Here is a 23,107-nt window from a genome sequence, read left to right as displayed (position 1 = left end):
TTCCTGGGGACGATGGCCATGGGAACGATAGGACCTCAATGCAGCGACCCCACGTGCCTTGACTTGAGTGGTGAGCTGCTGGATGACTGCCAGTCGGACGGAACGGCAGGAGGGCCGCCGGATCCGCCGCCGAACTGTGTGCCAGGGGAGGGCGAAGGGTGGAAGGCCGACGCGTTGTGTGGTGGGATCTTCGTGAGGCTCGACGGAGACGATGAGAACGCCGGGACGCCGGACGCGCCGGTGAAGTCGTTGGGGAAAGCCATCGCCCTCGCGACTGCCCTCCCCGATGCCACGAAGAAGAACGTGTATGCGTGCGCCGAGACGTTCGAAGAGAAGGTCGAGATCCAGGCGGATGTGACGCTGTTCGGTGGACTCGACTGCGAGAACGGCTGGCAATGGATAGGCGAACAGAAGCGGACGACGCTGACGGCCGAGGCTGGGACCATCCCGCTTACGATGCACGGGGGCGGATCAGTTCGGATGGAGGACGTGCATGTCCTTGCTGAATCGGTTCTGACATCCGGAGCGTCGTCCATCGCGGCCGTGGCCGATGGTGTCACGGTCTCGCTGGCGCGCTGCACGATTGAGGCAAGTCATGCTGCGCCTGGCGCCGATCAAAGCCAGGACTCGAACAGCGCCACGCGCGGTGACGATGGGAACCCAGGTGAAGCTGGGTGCATGGCCTCTGTTACCGCCGGCGGTGTCGAGCAATTCAACGACTGCGAAGATGGGGGCGAGGTCTCCATCGGCGGCGCTGGCGGAGTAGGACAGACGAGCAACGGTGGCAACGGCAGCGATGGCCTACCGGGTGACTCGGCCAATGGCGGAGCCGGGCAGACGACAGGGGGAACTGTCTGCGCCCCTGGCAACGCTGGTGCAGGTGGCATGCCCGGCGAGCCAGGCCGCGGGGCCACGGCTCTCGGCACCCTCTTACGAGGTGGCTACGACGGCGCAGGCGGCCTGCCCGGCCTGCCCGGAACCAAGGCGCAGGGTGGCGGCGGTGGTGGCGGCGCTCGCGGTGTTCCCCAGAGTGGCGCCTCCGGGCGCTCCTGCCCCGACCCCAATGCCAAGGGAGTCGGCGGCCCCAGCGGCGGCTCGGGTGGCGCGGGCGGCTGCGGTGGCAAGGGCGGCCTCGGGGGTTCCGCCGGCGGCGCGAGCATCGCGCTCATCAGCCTCGACGCCACCCTCCAGTTCCACGACGTCACCCTGAAGACAGGGCGCGGTGGCAAGGGCGGCAACGGCGCTCCAGGACAGCGCGGCGGCAACGGCGGCAACGGCGGCACCGGCGGCAAGGCGCTATCGGGCTCCTCCGGCCTTGACGACGCCTGCGACGGCGGCCCGGGCGGCCCGGGCGGTCAGGGCGGTCGCGGCGGCGGTGGCCGCGGTGGTCACTCCATTGGCATCGCCTTTCGCGGCACGCCGCGGCCCATGGACGCGAACGACCTCCATTTCGAGCTCGGCGAGCCCGGCCTCGGCGGCGAGGGAGACGGGAGCAACGGCGACGGCGCCTCCGGAGCCAAGGAGTCGACGCTCGATTTCGCCTCCCCGTGACGCCACCGTGCCCCGCGGTTGCCTGGTCTCGTGAACTCGCCGGCTCGCGTTCTTTCCCCGAGGACAATCTGTGAGTAAGAGTGCGGCGATGAACTACCGTTCTGCAGCGGCCAGCCTGCTCCTCGTCGGCCTGCTCTGCACATCGCCTGCGGCGGCGCAGGACAGTCCTGTGTCGGCGCAGAGCAAAGCAGCCGCTGTCGCGCTCGCTGAGCTGGGATGGGCCCACTACGAGGCTGACCGGTACACGGAGGCGTTTCAGGCGTTTCGTGACGCGGAGGCGAAAGCGCACGCGCCCCCGTTCCTGCTCATGGTGGCGCGCTGTTACGTCAAGCTCGGCCGCTTTCTCGAGGCGCGCGATATATATCGGCTCGTCGTGGACGAAAAGCTTGCGCCCGGCGCTCCACCCGCATTCGCCGACGCGAAAGCCAGCGCGACGAAGGAGCTTGCCGAGCTAGAAGCGCGCACCCCGACCGTGGAAGTCAACGTCACGGGTACCGTTCCTGCCGGGCTGGAGATAACGCTCGATGGCCTGCCCATCCAGGGTTCTACCCCGGTGCAGCGCGATCCAGGCGCTCACACCTTGGTCGTTCGCTCGCCTGGGCGCCGCCCCTTGACCCGGGCTATCCAGCTGGCCGAGGGATCGAGAGAACGCGTCAAGCTTGATCAGGCCGCGATCGATGCGTTGCCGGCCGTTGAGCAACCGGCAGCCGAACGCATGCCATCCTCAAGCGTGACTGAGCGCGCTGCCCCATCGATCTCCTCGGCACTGATAACGCCGCGAGATGACGTCCGGACGGCAGTGCTCGTCGGAGGCGGGATTGCGGCTGGCGCTGGCGTCGCGGCGGGCGCGATACTCACGGTGATGGCCAACGCGCGGGCGAGCGAGGCAGAGCACAAGAGGGATGCGTTGCTGGCCAACGGGTACAGCGAATCTTCCTGTCGTGGCATGAGCCAGACCGGCTGCAATGGCCTCAGGGATACGGCATATGCCAAGGTTGATCTCAGCAACGCGGCGTTCTGGAGCTTCGTGGCAGGCGGGGCGATCGGGGCTGGCACGCTTGTGTATGGGCTCGTGACGAGGAAGCCTGTTGAGGTGGCGCCAGGCGTGCGGGCAGCGCCGCTCCTGGGGCCGAGTGTTGCCGGACTCTCGCTCACCGGACAGCTCTGATCTCGCATTCCTGGACAGGAGGAGTTTGCACTATGCGTCGCCGCGCTCGTGTCGCCTCGGTGCTCTTTCTAGCGACGATGGCCCTAGCCGCCGGCGGGGCCGGGTGCGACTGGCCGTTCTCTCGTCCTCAGGAGGCCGACGAAGCGGGCTCCCAAGGAGAGGACACCACCGGCTGCGCGGACATCCTCGGCTGCCACGGGAGCGAGGGAGAAGGCGGAGCCGGAGGACAGCCGCGACCGCCGCCGCAGTGTGTGCCAGGAGAGGGCGACGGATGGAAGGCCGACGCGTTGTGTGGTGGGATCTTCGTGAGGCTCGACGGAGACGATGAGAACGCCGGGACGCCGGACGCGCCGGTGAGGTCGTTGGGGAGAGCCATCGCCCTCGCGACTGCCTTCCCCGATGCCACGAGGAAGAACGTGTATGCGTGCGCCGAGACGTTCGAAGAGAAGGTCGAGATCCAGGCGAATGTGACGCTGTTCGGTGGACTCGACTGCGAGAACGGCTGGCGATGGGTAGGCGAACAGAAGCGGACGACGCTGACGGCCGAGGCTGGGACCATCCCTCTCACGATGCGCGGGAGCGGAGTGGTTCGGATGGAGGACGTGCATGTCCTTGCTGAATCGGTTCTGACATCCGGAGCGTCGTCCATCGCGGCGATGGCCGATGGTGTCAGTGTCTCGCTGGCGCGCTGCACGATTGAGGCAAGTGATGCCGCGCCTGGCGCCGATCAACGCCAGGACTCGAACAGCGCCACGCGCGGTGACGATGGGAACCCAGGTGAAGCTGGGTGCATGGCCTCTGTTACCGCCGGCGGTGCCGAGCCAGTCAACGACTGCGAAGATGGGGGCGAGGTCTCCGTCGGCGGCGCTGGCGGAGTAGGACAACTGAGCAGCGGTGTCAGCGGCAGCGATGGCCTACCGGGTGGCTCGGCCAATGGCGGAGCCGGGCAGACGGCAGGGGGAACTCTCTGCGCACCCGGCAAGGCCGGCGCAGATGGCATGCCCGGCGGGCCAGGCGCCGGGGCCACGGCTCTCGGCACCCTCTCACAAGGTGGCTACACCGGCCTATCCGGCGTTTCCGGCATGCCCGGAACCACGGCGCAGGGTGGCGGTGGCGGCGGTGGCGCTCGCGGTGTTCTCAGCAGTGGCTCCCCCGGGCGTTCCTGCCCCGGCGGTGCCAAGGGAGTCGGCGGCCCCAGCGGCGGCTCGGGCGGCGCGGGCGGCTGCGGTGGCAAGGGCGGCCTCGGCGGTTCCGCCGGCGGCGCGAGCATCGCGCTCATCAGCCTCGATGCCACCCTCCAGTTCCACGACGTCACCCTGAAGACAGGCCGCGGTGGCAAGGGCGGCAACGGCGCTCCAGGACAGCCCGGCGGCGGCGGCGGCGTGGGCGGCGTGGGCGGCGTGGCACCGCCACCGCCGGACTCCTCCGGCCTTAACAACGCCTGCGACGGCGGCCGCGGCGGTCAGGGTGGTCAGGGCGGTCGCGGCGGCGGTGGCCGCGGTGGTCACTCCATCGGCATCGCCTTTCGCGGCACACCGCCGCCCATGGACGCGAACGACCTCCATTTCGAACTCGGCGAGCCTGGCCTCGGCGGCGAGGGAGACGGGAACGACGGCGACGGCGCCTCCGGAGCCAAGGAGCCGACGCTCGATTTCGCCTCCCCGTGACGCCATGGGCCCCATCGATGGCCCCTCGTGCGTCTCGCGCTCCCCAATGGCCTCGCGATCCCGCCAGCGGCGTCGCTCGGCGCGGCCCGCTTCCCGAGAGTGTCACCGCTCCACCGAGAGGAGCGCAGACACGCCGTCAGCACCCCTGACCTCAGCATCGGCCGCGCGCGCGAGCTTCCGTCCACCACGCCCGCATCAGGAGAACCCCGGTCGCCACCCCATCGCCGCCTGCCCCGCGCCTCCCTCCGCCAGCCGCCTCCGCCCGATCCACCCTCGCTCCCCCTCATCCTCTTCCTCCCCCGCGTCCGGATCCGCTAGCCTCTTCCCTCCTCTCGAACTCCCGCCCATGCACCTCGGCGCCGGCTCCGTCCTCATCGACAAGTACCGCCTCGAGCGCCCGCTCTCTCGCGGCGGCATGGGCTCGGTCTGGGTCGCGCACCACCTCCAGCTCGGCACGCCGGTCGCCGTCAAGTTCATGGACCCGGCCTACGCCAGCTCGCCCGCGTTCCGCACCCGCTTCGAGCGCGAGGCGCGCGCGGCCGCCCAGCTCAGGACCCCGCACGTCGTGAAGGTGCAGGACTTCGGCATTCACGAGGGCGTCCCGTACCTCGTCATGGAGCTCCTCCAGGGCGAGGACCTCAACGCGCGCCTCCAGCGGCGCGGCCGCCTCCCGCTGCTGGAGGCGCATCGCATCCTCGCGCAGACCGGCAAGGCCCTGCGCAGCGCGCACGACGCCGGCCTCGTCCATCGCGACCTCAAGCCCGCCAACCTCTTCCTCGCGCACGTCGACGGCGAGGACGAGGACATGGTGAAGCTCCTCGACTTCGGCATCGCCAAGGAGACCACCTCGAAGCTCGTCGCCGACGCTTCCACGACCGGCGAGGTCATGGGCTCGCCCCACTACATGAGCCCGGAGCAGCTCCGCGCCGAGCGCGACGTCGACGCGCGCAGCGACCTCTGGGCGCTCGGGGTCATCCTGTTCCGCATGGTCACGGGATACCTCCCCTTCCCCGGCGATGTGCTCGCGCAGGTCATGACCAGGATCCTCGTCGACCCGATCCCCTCCGCGACCCCGCTCGCCCCCGGCCTGCCCCCGACCATCGACGCCTTCTTCCACCGGGCGCTGGCGCGCGATCGGGCCCACCGGTTCCAGACCGTCCGCGAGCTGGTCGACGAGTTCGCGCGCATCGCGGGCGCGCCGCGGTTCGCGTCGTCCGTGTCCGACGCGCACGGACCGTTCCCCCTGGCCCCCACCGGCTTCGTTCCAGGGGCGGCGACGCCCCTGCCCGGAATGCCCCTGGGGCCGGGCGGCACGACCCCCGGCGGGCCGCTCGCGCCGTCACCGGCGCCGCTGGCGGGCTCTGTCTCGGCGGGCACGCTGACCGGCACGATCGATCCCGCCAGGCCGTCCGGTGGACGGCGCTCGGTCGCGTGGACGACGTGGCTCATCGCCGCAGGCGCCGCGGCTGCCGTCAGCGGGCTCGGCGTGACGCTCGGAGCGTACTATGGCGGGCAGGCCGAGGCTCCGTCTCCCGCAGACGCCCCGGCGACCGCCGAGCTCGCGGCCTCCCACCCGGAGATCACCACCCGCGATGCCCCGTCCGCGCCCCCTGCGAGTCCCCCTGCTGCAGAGACGTCGACCGCTGCACCTCTCGTCGTGCCGTCTGCGCCGGTGACGGATGCGGGTTCGGAGGCCGCCTCCGAGCCATCAGCGCAGGACCCCACGCCACCCAGCGAACCGGCGGCCGTTCGCGCCGGCGCGCCGGCAGCGGGTCGCACGGGCGCGCCGAGCGACGATCGCGGCCCTGTTGCGCCAGCCGCCGGCACACAGCCCCCGAGCGGCCCCGCCCCCCACAGCACATCCCCTCGGCGGCCGTCTCCGCCGACAACCCCCAGCCCGCCGCAGACGCCGAAGCCAGCGAAGCCGCGCTGGGGGATCTGAGGGAAGTCGAAGGGAGGGGAGCAGCGGTCTCCGGCGCTCCGAGAGCACGCTTCTCCCTCCGGGAAGCCCCTCAGCCGAGGCTGTCGCCGCGCAGCACGGCGGGCGGGGCGGCGTGCGGCGGAGCCGCTGCACCATCACGCCCTGCGTGGAACGGGTGGACAAAAGCTTCCGTCACGGCGCGGAAGAGGTACGGTTCGCGCTCCAGGGTGGGTAAAGTACGGCTGTACGCGTCTTCCGAACCGCAGCTCCCTGGAGCACCGCTGGACTCCTTATGACGACGAACCGCCCGCTGCTGTGGACCTTGAGCATCGCCGTCGCCTTGCTGGCACCTGCCGCCGGAGCACAGCCTGCGCCCCCTCGGACCGAGGCGCAGGAGAGCGACGCGCTGACGGACAGGGCGCGCCAGCTCTTCGAAGACGGGGTGAAGGCGGCCAACGCAGGAAAGTGGGCCGACGCGCACGCGGCGTTCCTCGCGGCGTGGGGGCTGAAGCCGCACTACCAGATCGCCTCGAACCTGGGCGTGGCCTGCCTCCGGGTGGGCAAGCCCCGCGACGCGGCCGAGTACCTCACGCGCTACCTCCGCGAGGCCCCCGAGACGAAGGTCCAAGAGCGGCAGCGCGCGGAGGCGTCGCTGCAGGAGGCGCGGGCGCAGGTCGCGGCGGTCACGGTCCGCGTCGCGCCGGACGGGGCCGAGGTGACAGTCGACGGGGCGAGCGTCGGGCGAGCGCCGCTCGCGGATACCGTGTTCCTCGATCCGGGCCGGCACGAGGTCGGAGCGAAGCTCGACGGGTATGTGCCGCAGGCGCGCTCGGTCGAGGCGACCGCCGGCGGGACGGAGGCGGTGGTCCTCGATCTGCAGCGCACCCCGGCGCCCGACGCGACGCGCGCCGGCGCGGAGCAGATCGGCTTGCCGGCTCCCGAGGTGCGGCGGGGCAGCGGGAGGACGGCGGTGCTCGTCACGGGTGGGGTCGCGACCGGCGTTGGCGCCGCGGCGGGCGTGCTCTTCACGGTGCTCGCGAACAACAGGGCCGGAGATGCCGAGACGCAGAAGACCGCGCTGCTCGCCGGAAATCGGAACCCGTGCACCGCCCGGCCCGCTCCAGCGGCGTGTACAAAGCAAAGCCAAGCGGTCGACGAGAGCGCGCTCTACAGCAACGTGGCGTTCTGGAGCTTCGCGGGGGCCGGGACGGTCGGCCTCGGGACGCTGCTCTATGCCTTCGTGAGCGGCCCCGAGGCGCGCGTGCAGGTGACGCCCAGGGTGGGAATCAACGACGTGGGTCTCTCGGTAAGCGGGGCGTTCTGACGACCGGGATCTGAACTCAAGACGATGGAGAATGGCTGATGCCTCGGACTGCCCGTACCGCCGCGCTGCTCGTCCTCGGAACGACGGCCGCCGGCCTCGATCTGGCTGGCTGCTTCCCGTACTCGAACCACGACGATTGCAAACACAAGCCCATGTTCTGCAGCGAGAACGGGGGTGACGCAGGGGGAGCGGGAGGCGTGGGCACCGGAGGGGCCGGGGGTGCCGCGGGGAGCGGGGGCGCGGGCGCGGGCGCGGGCGGGAGCGGAGGTGCTGGGGGGAGCGGAGGTGCCGGGGGAGGGCCGCCGCCCCTGGTGTGCGTGCCCAGCGAGCAGGGCTGGACCGCCGACGCGCGCTGCGGCGTGTTCGTGTCGGCCACGGCGAGCGACGGCGGGAAAGGGACGCCCGAGGCACCGGTGAAGACGCTCGCCGAGGCCATCGCGCTCGCCGCGCAGATCCAGGACGAGAGCGCGCGACGCGTGTACGCGTGCGCCGAGGAGTTCGAGGAAACGCTCACGGTGACTTCGAGCGTGACCGTCTTTGGCGCGCTCGATTGCACCGCGAACTGGCGGTGGGGGGATGAACCGAAGACCACGCTGAAAGCGACGCCCGGAGCCGTGCCGCTGACGATGCGCGTCGTCGGCGGCACGGTACACTTGGAGGATCTCCATATCATCGCTCCGTCGATCGATCAGGCGGACGTGGGGACCTCCTCCATCGCAGCGATCGCTGATCACAGCGAGGTCGACCTTGTCCGGTGCACTCTCGAGGCGGGCAACGCGGCACCCGGGGCCTCGGGGGCCGCCCCTCCTTCGCCACGCGAACAGGCGCCCGACGGCATCGCCGGCAATCCCGCTTGCTCGGCAGCTGCGGTGGTAACCGGACCGCCGGAGACGAATGATTGCGACACCACCATGGATACCACCGACGACTCGCGCGGCGGCCAGGGTGGCAATGGTCGGAATGATCGCGGAACCGACGGGGAGAGCGGTTCTCCCGGCAAGGAGAGCAATGACAACGCCGGCAAATTCAGTGCTATGAACGCGACGTGTAGCGACGGCAGCAGGGGTAGAGATGGTGACTCGGGCGAGGCAGGCGCAGGGGCACGCGGTATCGGCCAGCTTTCAAGCGCCGGCTATGCCGGTGAACCCGGCCGCGATGGCCAAAGGGGGAAGACTGCCCAGGGCGGCGGGGGTGGTGCCGGCTCCCGCGGGAATACCGAATGCGCTGGTACTGCTGATGGCGGCGCCAGCGGCGGCAACGGCGGCGCAGGCGGCTGCGGAGGTACAGGCGGCAAGGGCGGCTCTCCCGGTGGGTCCAGCATCGCCCTGATCAGCCTCAACGCAAAGCTCTCGTTCCGTGATGCCCACCTGATCGCCGGCAAGGGCGGCCGAGGCGGCGACGGCACAGTCGGCCAGACCGGCGGATCGGGTGGGCTCGGCGGTCAGGGCGGGACGGGTTCAAGCGCTCAATTTGTGGCCGATGCCTGTGCGGGCGGGAGGGGCGGCCAGGGAGGAACCGGCGGCAAGGGCGGCGGTGGTCAGGGCGGCCATTCTATCGGCATCGCCTTCCTGGGCACGCCGGACACCTCCCCGTCGCTCGACGGCGCCATGGTTCAATTGGGCACGCCTGGCCTTGGCGGCGCAGGGAGCAACGTCGAGCAGGACGGCGATGCAGGGAAAACCAGCGCGATGCTGGACTTCGCGACTCCCCAGCCTGCTTCAGCGCCGTGAGGTCCTGCCGACATCTCCGCCTCGGTCTGTCGCTCGCCCGCGCAGAGCTCCGACGGCCCTCTGCGACACGCTGAACCTCAGCTCGACCGCCCACGGCTCCCATGCACCTCTCCGCCATGAGATCCCGCCGACGACTCCCCCTGGCTCTGCTCCTCGTGCTCGCGCTCTCGGCCGTGCCGGCCACCGCGATCTCCCAGCCGGCCCCGTCGACCGCGCAAACCAAGGCGGCGGCCCGAGCCCTCGCCGACAAGGCCTGGGAGCAGTTCAACGCCGGCCGCTACGAGGAGGCGCTCGCAGCCTTCCGCGAGGCGGACGCACAGGTCCATGCGCCGCCGTTCCTGCTCTTCGCGGCGCGCTCCTGCGAGCGGCTCGGCCGCCTGCTCGAGGCGCGCTCGCTCTACCAGCGTGTCGTGGACGAGCCGATCGAGGCCAGCGCTCCGCAGGAGTTCCAGCAGGCCCAGGCGGACGCCCGGGTCGAGCTCACCGCGCTCGCATCCCGCATCCCGACCCTGGCGATCGCGGTCGCGGGCGCGGCGCCGGGCGCAGTGGAGCTGACGCTGGACGGCGAGCGCGTCGTCCAGACCGGGCCGGTGGAGTGCGACCCCGGCGAGCACACGGTGACCGCGACCGTGCAGGGTCTGCGCCCGGTGACGAAGACGATCCAGTTGAGCGAGGGGGGGAAAGAACGCGTCACCCTCGATCTGGCGCCGCCCCCCGCGCCGGCGGTCGCGACGCCAGCCACCCCGCGCCACGCGCGCGAAGACGCAGGGATGGATGTGCGCGGCGCCGCGCTCGTCGGCGGCGGGGTCTTGACGGGCGCGGGGGTGGTCGCGGGCGTCGTGTTCACGCTCGTCGCCAACGGCAAAGCGAGCGACGCGAAACGGCAGTGGCGCGTGGTCGACGCCATGGAGGGAGAAGCCGTCGACTGCAGGTACCCCGCGGGCATCAACCAGACGCAGGAGTGCGGCGAGCTGCGCTCGCTGGTCGACGATCAATATCTCTTCAGCAACCTGGCTCTGTGGAGCTTCATCGGCGCAGGCGCCAGCGCGATCGGGACGCTCGGCTACGTCTGGCTCGCTGCGGCGCCGAGCGAGCCGGAGCGCCAGGTGCGCCTCGCACCGCTCGTGCTGCCAGGCGGCGGCGGACTCGTCGCCGGCGGCGCCTTCTGAGTCGAGGAACCCATGAACCGACCCATCAAGAGAGGGATACGGCTGGCTGCGCGCGGGGCCTCGACGCTGGTCCTGGCGTCGTTCGCGGTGGCGAGCCAGACAACGAGCTGCCTCGGCCCCGACTGCAGCGAGCTGCATCGATGTGGAGACGAAGGCGGGAGGGGTGGCGAGGCAGGCGACGGCGCCGGGGCGGGCGGCGCCGCTGGAACCGGCGGAGCAGGGGCGGGCGGCGCCGCTGGAACCGGGGGTGCCGCAGGCTCAGGGGGTGCAGGGGGAGGGCCGCCGCCCCTGGTGTGCGTGCCCAGCGACCAGGGCTGGACGGCAGACGCGCGCTGCGGCGTGTTCGTGTCGGCCACGGTGAGCGACGGCGGGAGCGGGACGCCCGAGGCACCGGTGAAGACGCTCGCCGAGGCACTCGCGCTCGCCGCGCAGATTGAGGACGAGAGCGCGCGACGCGTGTACGCGTGCGCCGAGGAGTTCGAGGAAACGCTCACCGTGACTTCGAGCGTGACCGTCTTTGGCGCGCTCGATTGCACCGCGAACTGGCGATGGGGGGATGAACCGAAGACCACGCTGAGGGCGACGCCCGGAGCCGTGCCGCTGACGATGCGCGTCGTCGGCGGCACGGTACATCTGGAGGATCTCCATATCATCGCGCCGTCGATCGCTCCTAACGACGCGGGAACTTCCTCCATCGCAGCGATCGCTGATCACTGCAAGGTCGACCTGGTCCGGTGTGTGCTCGAGGCAGGGGATGCAGCCCCCGGGGCCTCGGGGGCCGTACCTCCTTCGCCGCGCGAACAGGCGCCCGACGGCATCGCCGGCAATCCCGCTTGCTCGGCAGCTGCGGTGATAACAGCACCGCCGGAGGTGAATGATTGCGGCACCACCCTGGATACCACTGACGACTCGCGCGGTGGCCGGGGAGGAGTTGGCCGGGATGACCGCGGGACCTCCGGTGACATAGGTTATCCAGACGAGAAGAACAACGACAACTCCGGAGGATACAATAGTACAACCGCGACGTGCACCGCGGGCAAGAAGGGTAGCGACGGCGACCCTGGCGTAGCTGGTGCAGGCGCGCGCGGCATCGGCCAGCTCTCCAGCACCGGCTACGCCGGTACACCCGGCGGTGATGGCCAACGCGGGAAGATCGCCCAGGGCGGCGGGGGCGGCGGAGGCTCCCGCGGGAACACCGAATGCTCCACGATCGCTGGCAGCGGCGGCGCCAGCGGCGCCAGCGGCGGCAACGGTGGCGCAGGCGGCTGCGGCGGTGCAGGCGGCAAGGGCGGCTCTCCAGGGGGGTCGAGCATTGCCCTGGTGAGCCTCAACGCAAAACTCACGTTCCAGGACGTCCGCCTGATCGCCGGCGATGGCGGCAGGGGCGGCGACGGCGCCGCCGGCCAGACCGGCGGGTTGGGTGGATACGGTGGGGCGGGCGGGGAGGGCCAGAGTTTTGGTCCCAACAATTCCGTTCGTGATGCCTGTGCCGGCGGGCGGGGAGGTAACGGCGGCAACGGCGGAAACGGCGGCGGCGGTTTGGGCGGCCATTCCCTCGGCATCGCATTCGTGGGCACACCGGACACCATCCCGTCGCTCGACGGCGCCACAATCAAGCTCGGCGCGGCCGGCGCCGGCGGCGAAGGCAGCGACGTCGCGCACGACGGCGACGCAGGGCTAGCGCTCCCGCTCCTGGATTTCGGGGCACCGCCTGCGCCAGGGCCGTGATGCCCCGCCGGCATCTCCGCCTCGGTCTGCTCCGACAGACGTTCGACAGCCTCGCAGGGACATCGCACATCGTTCGACCGAAAGCCGCCCTGGTTCCAGGGATGCGCGCCATCGATAACTTCCGTCCGCTTACCCCGCCTCGACTTCTGGCTGCGGGGCCGCGATGGTTGGACGCCTCGCACCGGTCGCTCGAAGCCTCCGACCGATTTCTGAAGCCTTCCACCGATCTTCGAACGTTCGAACCGATCGTCCGACGCCTACGACCGCTTTTTCAAAGCCCAAGATGGCCGGCCAATAGCCAGGGATCGCCAAGCTCGGGTCTGCTGTCCTGCCGGAGGCGAGATGCGCCCTCAGTTCCTCGGATGCCTGGCTCCCCCGCGCTCAACACCGCTCAGGGAGCGTAGGGGTCCTTCTTCTTCGCCTGGTCCCGCAGGCAGTTCGTCCGCATGAACCCTGTCTTGCCCGCGCACGGATCCACGGGTTGCCGCCGGACCGTCGTTGTCTGCGCAGGCCGCGGCGGCGCAGGCGCAGGCTGCGCCGACGGCTGGATCCTGGGCTGCGCCGCAACCACCGACCGCACCGGCGCGGGCGCCGCAGCAGCCGGCGGCGCCGTGACGACCGGCGCCGCCGCCGCTGGATTCGGCGCCTCCACCGCCGGCTGGCTCCGCTCCACCGACGCCGGCTCCGTGCCCGCCGGCCCCGCGTCCGGCGCGCTGTTCGCCCCGCCGGCATCCACCGTGGGCGGCTCAGCCGCCGCCGAAGCCTGAGGCGCAGCGGTCGCCGGCGAGGGCGGCGGGTCCGGCTGCCTTGCCGCGCTCGCGGCGCTCTCGATCCCGGCCTCCGGCAGCGCCTCGATCCCGGCTGCGCTCTCCGCGGGCGCTGGCGAGCGCAACGCGACGAAGAGCGCTGCGCCCACCAGGCCAGCCGCACCGGCGGCGATCGCCGCGACGGCCGGGCCAGGAAGGCGCTTCCAGCCTGCCTGCCGCCGCGGCGGCGTCCGCGGCGCCTGCGGAGGCTCCGGCGTTGCGCGCGCTGCCCAGGGCGACGGCTGCGCGCCTCGGCCTGCCTCCGGGCCCGGCACGAGCGGCGCAGTCGTCGATTTCCCCGGCACACCGTGGCCCCATGCGGGCGACGCGCCCAGCGCCGCCTCGGCGCTCGCCATGGCCTCCGGCTCGAGCCTCTGGGTCAGCTCGGCGTTCCACTCCGGCGCAGACGCCCCGCTCGCCATCGGCGACACCGGCGCCCCGCTCCCCGTCGCCGACACCGGCGCCCCGCTCGCCATCGGCGACACCGGCGCCCCGCTCCCCGTCGGCGACACCGGCGCCCCGCTCGCCATCGGCGACACCGGCACCCCGCTCCCCGTCGGCGACGCCGCCGCCCCTGCCGGCGCCGCGCCGGGAAACGCGGGCGCCTCCATCGCCGCCACCTGCCCGCCGCCCCCGCCGCCCGCTCCCCCGACGGCGAAGCCCGCCCTCACCCTCGCCCCCGCGGCCGTGTACCCATCGAGGAGGTCCGCCACCTCCGCGGCCGACCCGATCCGCTCGTCCCGGTGGCGCGCCATGCACCGCGCCACGAGCTCCACGAGCCCCGGGTCCACCCGCCGCACGTACCGGGAGATCTTCGGTATCTCCCCCGTCAGGATGCCGGTGAAGACCGCCCTCGCGTCCCCCTGGAACGGGCGCATGCCCGTCAGCATCTCGAACAGCACCACGCCGAGCGACCAGATGTCGGCCCGGTGGTCGACGTTCGGCTCGGCCCTCACCTGCTCCGGGCTCATGTAGAGCGGCGATCCCACCGCGCCGCCCGTCGCCGTGCGGATGCCGTCGTTCACGGCGAGGTTCTTCGCGACCCCGAAATCGAGCACCTTCACCACCGGCTCGTCCGCGTCGGCCTCGCGGTGCAGGAAGATGTTCGCCGGCTTCAGATCGCGGTGGACGATGTGCAGCGCGTGCACCGCCGCGAGCCCCCTCGCCACGTCTCGCCCGATCGACGCCGCCACGTCCGCGTCGAGCCGCCGCCTGCGCACGAGCAGCTCCGCGAGCGTCTCTCCAGTGAGCAGCTGCATCACCAGGAAGGGCTCGCCGAACTCGGTCTCCCCCATGTCATACATGTCGATGACGTTGCGGTGCCGCAGCGCCCCGCCGTTGCGCCCTTCGCGCTGGAGCCGCCGGCGGAGCTCGGCATCCGGGCGGTGAATCAGCTTCAACGCCACCTCGCGCGACGTGGACAGGTTGAGCGCCGCCCACACGACGCCCATGGATCCCTCGCCCAGCCGCCGCACCAGCTTGTACTTCTCGGCGATCACCAGGCCGGCAGCGATCTGCGTGAAAGAGGTGGACATCGAGCTCAGCAGGGTGGGTCGAGGCGCGTCGCCGCGGCGGGCGAGGTCGCTTTACCTGGCGCAAACGAGAGGGCGACGCGGAAGGTAGCACGCTCTCCGCCGGGGTCCCTCGGGCGCTCCACCTCGCTGCGCCGCAAGAGATACCCCGCGGCCATGCCGATCCCCAGGAGGAGCGCCGCCGCGACCACGGCCATCGCGATCCACACGACAGGCGAGCGGGCGGGCACAGGCGGCGGCCGCTTCGGCTCGGGGAGCGGATCGAGCGGCACCGTGCCGCCGAGCGACAGCGCCTGTCCGAGGGGAGCGGCCGGACGCGCCAGCGACGCGCTGGACCCGCCGGCCTCGGATCGATAGGCGGCCGCCTGCTCCGGTGAGATCTTGATCGTCCCGCGGTCCCCCAGCAGAGGATTGCTCGCCATCCGCTCCCGAGGCCCCGGCGCCGCCGCCCCGCCCGCCGCCGGCTGCCCAGGCCACGCGCCCGCCGCCGGCTGCCCAGGCCACGCGCCCGCCGCCGGCTGCCCCGGCGACGCGACCGCCCCGCGTGGCCCCGAGACCGGCATGTTCGGGTGTCCCTGCGGGGCCTGCAGATGTGCCATCGACGCCGGGAGCGGCGTCCCGGTCGCCGGCGTCGGCGACCGCCCAGGAGGGTGTCCCTGCGGGGCCTGCAGATGCGCCATCGACGCCGGGAGCGGCGTCCCGGTCGCCGGCGTCGGCGACCGCCCGGGAGCGGCCCCACCCCACGACCCTCGCCCGAGCTGCTGCGGGATCTCGTGCCGCAGCTCCGGCGACGACCCCGGCCTCGAGGGCACACGCTGCGGCGCCGACGGCGTGACGAACGGCTCGAGCGCCGCCGCGACCTCGGCCGCCGAGCGCGGTCGCTTCTCGCGATCGCGCTGGAGACACTGCGTCACGAGGGCATCGAGGCCGGGATCGATCTGCCAGACGAGCTGGGACACCGCCGGGATGTCGCCCTGCAGCACGTTTCTCAGGAGCTCATGCGCCTTGCCCTGGAGCGGCCGCCTGCTCGTGAGCATCTCGAACATCACGACGCCGAGCGCCCAGAGGTCCGCGCGCGTGTCGATATCGCTCTGCGCCCGCACCTGCTCAGGGCTCATGTACGCCGGCGAGCCGATGAGGATGCCTGTCGCGGTCTTCACCTGTTGAGGACCCACGAGGAACTTGCTCACGCCGAAATCGAGTATCTTGACGATGGCATCGCCCTCGCCAGGCTCGGTGTGGAGAAAGATGTTGGACGGCTTCAGGTCGCGGTGGATGATGCCCCGCTCGTGCGCGGCGGAGAGGCCGCGCGCGATGTCCCGAGCGATGCGCGAGGCGTCGTGGATCTCCAGCTTGCGCTTGCGCTTGAGCAAGGACGAGAGCGTCTCGCCAGAGAGCAGCGGCATGACGAGGAACGGATCGCCGTTCTCCGTCTCGGCAGCATCGTAGATGTCGACGATGTTCCGGTGGCTCACGGCGCCGCAAGCGCGCGCCTCCCGCAGCAGCCGCACGCGGAGCTCCGGGTCGGGCCGCACCAGCAGCTTGAGCGCGACCTCCCGAGAGGTAGCCTCGTTGTGCGCCGCCCAGACGACGCCCATCGCCCCTTCGCCGATCCGCCGAAGAAGGCGGTATTTGCCGCAAATGAGCGCACCTGGCGGCGGCGCGGCAGGAGCCGAAGGGGACTGCATGGGGTGGTCTCGCTGGAGGACGGACGTGGCAGCAGGTCGACGGTGCTTGGAAGAAGTGTCGCAGGTGAGGCAGCGCACCGTCAAGAAAAGCTGCCGGCCGGGCTCGCAGAGCGCGAAGCCGGCTCCGGCGCTTCCGGTGCGGGCACGCGCTCAGCGCACGTGATCGTCGCCACGTCGTCGCTGCCCAGGAATCGCGGCGTTACCGTGGCGTCAGTTCGGGAGGGGCGGCCCGACCCGCGGAGAGGCCGAGTCTATTTCTTGAGCTTCGCCTCGCACTGCTTCTTCGCCAGGAACCTGAGATGATCGCACGAGGACGCGGATGGGGCAGGAGCAGCCTTCGCGGGCCGCGATGTCGCGGGAGGCGCCCCGAGCGTCGCGCTGCCCGGCTTCGCGCCGCTCGCCGTCCCCGGCGCCGTGCCCGCGCCGCCGCCTGGCGCCGGCGCGCCGGCCGCGCTGCTCGTCGGAAGGGCGCTCGGCGCCGAGGGCACGGGCGGCGCCAGCGCCGAGGAGCCAGGCGGCGCCAGCGTTGAGGAGCCAGGCGGCGCCGACGCCGAGGAGCCAGGCGGCGCCTCCGCGGGTGGCGCCGAGGGCTCCTGCGCTGGGAGCTCCTCGTCCCGCGGCGGCGCTCCCCCGCGCTCCGGCGGGGCGACCGTGTCTCCTCCGGCGCGGTCCGACGACGGCATCGCGCTCCCGGACACTTCCGGCGCGGCCGACAACGTCTCCGGCGACCTCAGCGAGATGAGCATCCCCACGACGATCAGCGACAGCGCGGCAGCCACGATCGCGAGCGTCGCGGCCGTGCGCTTGCGCCTCGGTTCGTCGCCGTACGGGGCCCGCTCCTGAGCGTCCTGGGCCTGGTGCACCCCGACCTGATGGACCGACGGGTGGTTCGAGACGAGCGGGGTCGTCGACGAGCTCCCGGCCTGGCGCGGCGCGCCCGTTCCCGTGGTCGCGCCCGGCCTGGAGTCCGAGGCGCTCGCGCCCGCTTCCGGGCCGAGCCTCGCGGCCGGCGCCGAGCTCCAGCTCGGCTGCGCGGCGATGCCTCCCGGCGGCAGCGCGCCAGCAGGGCCGAGCCCACCCGGCCCCGCCGCTGTCTCGGGCATCGGCGGCGCGTTCATGCGCACCGTCATCGCCCAGGAGCCCTGCTGCGGCGCCGCCACGGGCGCAGGCTGCGCCGGAGCCGCTTGCGCCGCGCTCGCCTGGGGCGGCTCCGGCGCTGCGAACGCCGCCACCGACGACGATGGGGGCCGGGGCGCAGCGGCGGCAGGCCCCGCCGCCGGATAGGTCCCCGACCCGGCGCGCGGCCCCGCGGCCCCGGCCGCCTCCGCGTTCCGCCGCGTGAGGGGCAAGGTCGCCACGTCCTCGTCCCGCAGCGCGCGCACCACGGACGCCGCGGCCAGGTGCTGGCCCGAGCTGCCCGGACGCCGAGGAACCGCGCCCGCCGCAGGGCCGGCGCCCGACGCTGGCCCCCCATCCGCCACGCGGCTCATGCCCGACGCTGGCCCCGCAGCCACCTGCCCCGGCCCAAGCGACAGCGACCTGTGCGCCTCAGGCGACTCCTGCACCGGCACCGGGGCCCGCGGCCCCCCGCCGAGCAGCGCCAGCGGCAGCGCTCCCGCGCCCCCCTCGACGCTCCCCGACCAGTTCGCCACCGACATGGGTTGCGCCACCGACGCAGGCTGCGCCGCGAGCGCCGACATGGGTTGCGCCACCGACGCAGGCTGCGCCGCGAGCGCTACCGTGCCGCCTTGCGACTCCTCCCAGCCGCCGTCCACGTCCTCGTCCGGGAGCGCCCCCCGCCCCTCCGGCGACGACTGCCGCAGCGCCGCGTCCCTGCCCGGACCCACGCCGCGCTCCGCGTACCGATCGAGCAGCGCCGCGACCTCCGCCGCAGAGCCGATCCGGTCCGCGCGATCCCTGCGCATGCAGCGGGCGATCAGGTCGACGAGCCCCTGGTCCACCCGCCTCAGGTACTTGGACACGGTGGGGATCTCGCCCGTCAAGATCCCCATGAACACCGCCTGCGCGTCCCCCTGGAACGGGCGCATGCCCGTCAGCATCTCGAAGAGCACGACGCCGAGCGCCCAGATGTCGGCCCGGTGATCGACGTTCGGCTCGGCCCTCACCTGCTCCGGGCTCATGTAGAGCGGCGACCCGACCGCGCCGCCCTGCACCGTGTGCAGGCCGTCGTTGACCGAGAGGTTCTTGGCGACCCCGAAATCGAGCACCTTCACCACCGGCTCGTCCATGTCCGGCTCGCGGTGCAGGAAGATGTTCGCCGGCTTCAGATCGCGGTGGATGATGTGCATCGCGTGCGCCGCCGCGAGCCCCCTCGCCACGTCTCGCCCGATCGACGCCGCCACGGGCGGGTCGAGCCGGCGCCGCCGCGCGAGCAGCTCGGCCACGGTCTCCCCCGTGAGCAGCTGCATCACCAGGAACGGCTCCCCGGCCTCGGTCTCCCCCATGTCGTAGATGTCGATGACGTTCCGGTGCCGCAGCGCCCCGCAGTTGCGCGCCTCGCGCTGCAGCCGCAGCCGGAACTCGGTCTCGGGCCGGTGGATCAGCTTCAGCGCCACCTCGCGGGCCGTCGCCACGTTCACCGCCGCCCAGACCACGCCCATCGCCCCCTCGCCGATCTGGCGCAGGAGCCGGTACTTCCTGTCGATCAGCACACCGGACGCGAGCAATGTCGAGCTCTTCGGCGAGGGCATCATCGGCTTTCCGGAAGCGCGGCGCGCCCCACCGCCACGGAGCGCTCACGGACGGCCGCGACCGGCAGAGCGAGGCGAGCCACGGCGCACCCGCGACGCCCCCGCCGCCCAGCGCTCACGCCGCGCGATCCGTCAACCACCTGCGCCCGCGCGACATGACATCCGGTCCCCAGGTCCACGGGACAGCCTCCTGTGCGGGCATCCTACAGCAGATCTCCCTGGCGCGATACGTTCCCTGCAAGGATGAACGCACGAAGAAAACCGACGAGGAAAGAGGGAGAAGCCCGATTCGATCCATCCAGGACCGGACCCACGCTCGTCGCCAGACCCGGCAAATCATTCGTGGGGGAAAGCGAGGCGCACATGAGCGACACAACCGTCATGAAGGTCTCCTCCGGCCGCTCTCCGACAGGCCAGATGGGACAAAAATACCTGGCCTCCGGGATCCAGGTCTCGATGCGGCTCTGGGAACGCGAGCCGCCAGGCGACGCCAAACAGCCGACCGCCCGGGATTACGAGACCGTGGGGTTCGTCATCGCTGGACGGGCCGAGCTGCTCATCGAGGGGCAGATGGTGCGCCTCGAGCCGGGCGATTCCTGGACGGTCCCCAAGGGGGCGTCGCACGCCTACAAGATCATCGAGCCGTTCACCGCCGTGGAGGCGACGAGCCCGCCGGCCGGCGTCCACGGGCGGGACGAGACCGGGGCGACGCCCTCTGGCAAGACCTGAGACCTCGACGCGGGGGGCTCGCCCCCTGGGAAGCCCGAGCTCACCCGGACCTCACAGCGCGGTGCCAGCGCCAGCCGCGGGCTTCCCCTTGTCCTGCGCCTCCTTGGCGCGCCCCGCCGGCTGCGGCTCGGCAGCGCCACGCCCCGCGGGCTTCTTGTCGTCCGCTCCGCCCGCCGCCGGCTTCCTCTCGCCCTCGGCGGCCTTCTTCTCGCCCTCGGCGGCCTTCTTCTCGCCCTCGGCGGCCTTCTTCTCCTCCGGCTTCGCTCCGGCCAGGTCGCCCGCGCCCGCCGCCCCCGCGCCGCCGGACTTCCCCTCGCCCGCGCTCGCCTCGACGGGCGCCACGGGCGTCAGCAGCACCGCCGGCTTCACCGGCTCGGCCGCCGCCTTGTCGCCGTCGTCCACCGCGCCCGCGGCCTGAGCCGACGCCACGCGGACCTCATCCTCGCGCGGCTCGACCGGCGCCGGCTCGTCCGGTCGCGAGGCCGGCACGTACACCACCAGCCGATCCCCGGGCATCAGCGGGCTCCGCCGCGAGCGCTGGTTGATCCGCTCCAGGCTGCCGACGCTGAGGCCGTACCGGCTCGCGATCTTGCTGAACGAGTCCCCCTCCCGCACCGCGATCTCGATGCGCTTCCGCCCCTTCAGCCCCTCGAAGTGCGTGAAGAACTCCTCCGAGCCGACCTCGATGACGCGCGCGCCGCCCTCGTCGAGCAAGAACACGCCGTCGTGGCGCTGCGACCTCGGGACGAACAGCTGGAGCGTCATCCCCTCATGGAGCGACGCCCCAGGCGCCAGCGTGTTCCAGCGGCAGATCTCGTCGGGCGTCACCGAGAGCACCGCCGCCAGATCCCGCAGCGTGTCGCCCGCGACCACCCGATAGAACACCCGCCGCCGCCCCTCGTAGGAGAAGCGCTGCGCCGGGACCACCACGACCGGCTTCCCCTCGGACGACAGCGGCGCGCCGCTCGCGAGCAGGTGCTCGGCCGCCGCCGCCCCGACGCCCTCCGCCGCCGGGACGAACAGCAGCGCCCCGGGACGCACCGGCTCGCCAGCCCGCAGGCCGTTCAACGTCTGCAGCGCCCACCGCGTCGTCCGCCGGAACGTCGCGATGTCGTCGAGCGACTCGCCCCAGCGGACCAGGTAGCGCTCGAGCTTCGGCTCGCGCTCCAGGAGCTTCGGCATCGACTTCGCCGCGCGCGCCCCCGCCCCCGCGGGCACCCGGACCTCCCAGCGCGCCTGCTCCTTCGCGTCCACCGGCGACGGCGGCGTGCGCTTCGCCACGAGCTGCGGGTTGAGCGCCTCGATCTCCGGCGCCGCCGCGCCCGAGGCCGCCGCCACCGCCTGCAGCGACACCCCGGAGCCCAGCGAGATCTTGTCGAACGTCACCGCCGGATCGAGCTCCACGTCGTCGCAGCCGAACACCGCCGGGTTCCGCGCCACGATCGCGATCGCGAGGATCTTCGGCACGTAGAGCGCCGTCTCGAGCGGCATCCCCGCCTCGAGCCGCGACAGCTCCCAGAAGTCGTTCGTGTTGTACTTCCGGATCGACGCGAGCAGCCCCCCGTACCCCATGTTGTACGCCGCGAACGCGAGCTCCCAGCCGCCGAAACGCCGCCGCAGATCCGAGAGGTACCGCGCCGCCGCCAAGGTGGATCGCTCTGGATCCAGGCGCTCGTCGACCCAGCGATCGACGGTGAGGCCATAGATGCGCGCGCCCTCCGGCATGAACTGCCAGAGGCCCGCCGCGCCGGCCGGGGAGTGGATGGTCGGGTCGAAGCCGCTCTCGACGAGCGAGAGCCAGAGGAGATCCTCCGGCAGCCCCTGCTCGCGGAGGACGCGGCGGATGGCGGCGCCGTAGCGGCCGCTCTTCTTGATCCAGATGACCACGGCGGAGCGGCCCCGCGGGTCGTTCTTGTAGTACTCGAGGTAGCGCACCACCCGGCCGTCCCAGCGGACCGGGATCTCGGGCAGCTCGAGCTGGCGCAGCCAGGAGATGTCGCGGGTCTCCTCCGCTTCCGCCGGCGGGGCGGGCAGGCCCGCGGGCGGCAGGCCGGAGACCTCGAGACGCGGCTCGCCCGCGCCGAGCAGGAGCGTGCCGTCGACCGGCCACGCGGGCCCGGCGCTCGGGGCCGCGCCGGGAAACAGCGCCAGGTCGATCGCGCGCAGCGTGCGGAGCTCGGGCGACTCGCCGGTGCTCGCCCCCGCCGGCGTCGCCGTGCCGGCGATGACCCGCCGCGCCGCCTCGTCCGGCGCGCCCGGCTCCCCCGCCTTCCGCGTGATCTTCGCCGCGCCCTTCTTCGACGGCTTCGATCGCGCGGCGGCCTTCGCCGGCGCCTTGGCCGCGCTCTTCGCGCCGCCCTTCCCGCCAGACACGGCCGCCACCCTGACCGGCGCCGGCTTCTCCGCCTTGCCCTCGGCCGACCCGTCCTTCTTCGCGTCGACCTTCGCCGGCTCCGCCTTCGCGGGCTCAGCTTTCGCCGCGTCGGCCTTCGCCGCACCGGCCGCGGGCGCCGCTACCTCCGAAGGAGGCGCCGCAAGGCCGTCGAAAGCGACGCCCGAGAGGGCGGCCAACCAGCCAAGACATACAAGCCTGCGTGCGGCGCGTCGGATCCGCATGTCAGCGACCGACCTGTCTCACGATGGGCCCCCGGGGTCAACTTTGGCAGCCCGGCGGAGCGCGTGCCGGCGCGCCGTCGCGGACGGCGGTCGTCCCGAGCCCGCGTCGATCCCCCAGCGAGCCCTCCCGACGCGCGGCGCTAGTTCAACCTCACGAGCCGCCCCACGAGACGGAAGAGCCCCCGGGACACAGCGTTGATCCTGCCGCCGACCAGCTCGACATCGCCGCTCTCCTGGATCCGGAACGCTCCGGAGCCCGAGCGGAGGAGCACTTCCTTCGTGGCCTGGATGGTGATCTTCTCGCCGTCGAGGCGAAGCTCACGCGGCCGCCGCGACCTGAGCGCGGCGATGATCCGCGGCGGCTCCCCTGCGCAGAGCTCCACGAGCACAGCATCGCCGTTCGCGCGAGCGTCCTCGATCACCTCGAGATCCACCTCCGGCGCGATCTCGGCCGAGGCGGGCACCTTCGCCCCCCGCGGGAGGATCGATGCTCTGCGCGTCTTGCCCTCGATCGAGACGACGCGCGCCGTGCACGTCGGCACGGCCGCGATCGCCGGAGCGACTCGTTCCGGGAACACCGCCTCCGTCCCCTCGACGATCTCGTCCAGGGTCACGCCGGCGGCCGCGATCTCCCCAGCGGCTTCGCTCGTGCTCACCGCCTGCACAATCTCCGGAGCGGCTTCCTCTGCCCCGGATCGACGGTTCGACGCGCTCATCAATACACCTGTATCACGTTCCTCATCACCTCGACCTGCAGCACCCGGGGA

Annotated in this window: 14 protein-coding genes; 9 read left to right on the top strand and 5 right to left on the bottom strand. The window is 72.4% G+C overall.

Going from position 1 to position 23,107, the window contains the following annotated elements; translation table 11 throughout:
- Nucleotides 1–192 precede the first annotated feature (192 nt).
- From WMF22_RS08900 to WMF22_RS08865, 8 genes are all read left to right on the top strand, one after another.
- On the top strand, nt 193–1,551 hold the full coding sequence (locus tag WMF22_RS08900; RefSeq protein WP_437298667.1) for a PGRS family protein: 1,359 nt from the start codon (nt 193–195) through the stop codon (nt 1,549–1,551).
- An 88-nt stretch (nt 1,552–1,639) separates the two neighbouring features.
- Nucleotides 1,640–2,719 carry a tetratricopeptide repeat protein gene (locus tag WMF22_RS08895; RefSeq protein ID WP_437298666.1) on the top strand — a complete coding sequence of 360 codons (1,080 nt, stop codon included), beginning with the start codon at nt 1,640–1,642 and terminating at the stop codon, nt 2,717–2,719.
- Between the two features lie 305 nt (nt 2,720–3,024).
- Nucleotides 3,025–4,386 carry a PGRS family protein gene (locus WMF22_RS08890; protein WP_438035475.1) on the top strand — a complete coding sequence of 454 codons (1,362 nt, stop codon included), beginning with the start codon at nt 3,025–3,027 and terminating at the stop codon, nt 4,384–4,386.
- 346 nt (nt 4,387–4,732) lie between these two features.
- Nucleotides 4,733–6,328, top strand: coding sequence for a protein kinase domain-containing protein (locus tag WMF22_RS08885; protein WP_438035474.1), 1,596 nt, complete (start codon nt 4,733–4,735; stop codon nt 6,326–6,328).
- A 271-nt stretch (nt 6,329–6,599) separates the two neighbouring features.
- Complete coding sequence (locus WMF22_RS08880; RefSeq protein WP_438035473.1) at nt 6,600–7,631, top strand: PEGA domain-containing protein; 1,032 nt, start codon at nt 6,600–6,602, stop codon at nt 7,629–7,631.
- A gap of 317 nt (nt 7,632–7,948) precedes the next feature.
- Nucleotides 7,949–9,361: a hypothetical protein gene (locus WMF22_RS08875; protein ID WP_438035472.1), complete on the top strand. Its 1,413-nt coding sequence runs from the start codon at nt 7,949–7,951 to the stop codon at nt 9,359–9,361.
- Nucleotides 9,362–9,477: 116 nt separating this feature from the next.
- A complete protein-coding gene (locus WMF22_RS08870; RefSeq protein ID WP_438035471.1) occupies nt 9,478–10,530 on the top strand; it encodes a tetratricopeptide repeat protein in 1,053 nt (350 codons plus the stop codon).
- A 297-nt stretch (nt 10,531–10,827) separates the two neighbouring features.
- Nucleotides 10,828–12,258: a hypothetical protein gene (locus tag WMF22_RS08865; protein ID WP_437298660.1), complete on the top strand. Its 1,431-nt coding sequence runs from the start codon at nt 10,828–10,830 to the stop codon at nt 12,256–12,258.
- 391 nt (nt 12,259–12,649) lie between these two features.
- Here WMF22_RS08865 and WMF22_RS08860 read toward each other — a convergent pair whose 3' ends face one another.
- From WMF22_RS08860 to WMF22_RS08850, 3 genes are all read right to left on the bottom strand, one after another.
- Entirely contained in the window at nt 12,650–14,599 is a 1,950-nt protein-coding gene (locus tag WMF22_RS08860; RefSeq protein WP_438035470.1) for a protein kinase domain-containing protein, read from the bottom strand.
- Nucleotides 14,600–14,604: 5 nt separating this feature from the next.
- A complete protein-coding gene (locus tag WMF22_RS08855; protein ID WP_438035469.1) occupies nt 14,605–16,284 on the bottom strand; it encodes a protein kinase domain-containing protein in 1,680 nt (559 codons plus the stop codon).
- A gap of 251 nt (nt 16,285–16,535) precedes the next feature.
- A complete protein-coding gene (locus WMF22_RS08850) occupies nt 16,536–18,998 on the bottom strand; it encodes a protein kinase domain-containing protein (RefSeq protein ID WP_438035468.1) in 2,463 nt (820 codons plus the stop codon).
- 360 nt (nt 18,999–19,358) lie between these two features.
- Here WMF22_RS08850 and WMF22_RS08845 point away from each other — a divergent pair, with 360 nt between their 5' ends.
- Complete coding sequence (locus WMF22_RS08845; RefSeq protein WP_012234236.1) at nt 19,359–19,724, top strand: cupin domain-containing protein; 366 nt, start codon at nt 19,359–19,361, stop codon at nt 19,722–19,724.
- A 51-nt stretch (nt 19,725–19,775) separates the two neighbouring features.
- Here the strand turns inward: WMF22_RS08845 and WMF22_RS08840 are convergent, their stop codons facing one another.
- Both WMF22_RS08840 and WMF22_RS08835 read right to left on the bottom strand, forming a co-directional pair.
- On the bottom strand, nt 19,776–22,295 hold the full coding sequence (locus tag WMF22_RS08840; RefSeq protein WP_438035467.1) for a transglycosylase SLT domain-containing protein: 2,520 nt from the start codon (nt 22,293–22,295) through the stop codon (nt 19,776–19,778).
- A gap of 185 nt (nt 22,296–22,480) precedes the next feature.
- On the bottom strand, nt 22,481–22,996 hold the full coding sequence (locus tag WMF22_RS08835) for a hypothetical protein (RefSeq protein ID WP_438035466.1): 516 nt from the start codon (nt 22,994–22,996) through the stop codon (nt 22,481–22,483).
- Nucleotides 22,997–23,107 lie beyond the last annotated feature (111 nt).

This window comes from Sorangium sp. So ce204, from assembly GCF_051526795.1.
Classification (GTDB): domain Bacteria; phylum Myxococcota_A; class Polyangia; order Polyangiales; family Polyangiaceae; genus Sorangium; species Sorangium cellulosum_B.
The sequence above is the reverse complement of the archived record's forward strand: the minus strand, read 5'-3'. Positions and strand labels throughout refer to the sequence as shown.

Coding starts and splice junctions, on each gene's coding strand:
- WMF22_RS08885 (WP_438035474.1), top strand. CDS start 4,733: ATGCACCTCGGCGCCGGCTCCGTCCTCATCGACAAGTACCGCCTCGAG.
- WMF22_RS08855 (WP_438035469.1), bottom strand. CDS start 16,284: ATGCAGTCCCCTTCGGCTCCTGCCGCGCCGCCGCCAGGTGCGCTCATT.
- WMF22_RS08880 (WP_438035473.1), top strand. CDS start 6,600: ATGACGACGAACCGCCCGCTGCTGTGGACCTTGAGCATCGCCGTCGCC.
- WMF22_RS08870 (WP_438035471.1), top strand. CDS start 9,478: ATGAGATCCCGCCGACGACTCCCCCTGGCTCTGCTCCTCGTGCTCGCG.
- WMF22_RS08845 (WP_012234236.1), top strand. CDS start 19,359: ATGAGCGACACAACCGTCATGAAGGTCTCCTCCGGCCGCTCTCCGACA.
- WMF22_RS08860 (WP_438035470.1), bottom strand. CDS start 14,599: ATGTCCACCTCTTTCACGCAGATCGCTGCCGGCCTGGTGATCGCCGAG.
- WMF22_RS08850 (WP_438035468.1), bottom strand. CDS start 18,998: ATGATGCCCTCGCCGAAGAGCTCGACATTGCTCGCGTCCGGTGTGCTG.
- WMF22_RS08895 (WP_437298666.1), top strand. CDS start 1,640: ATGAACTACCGTTCTGCAGCGGCCAGCCTGCTCCTCGTCGGCCTGCTC.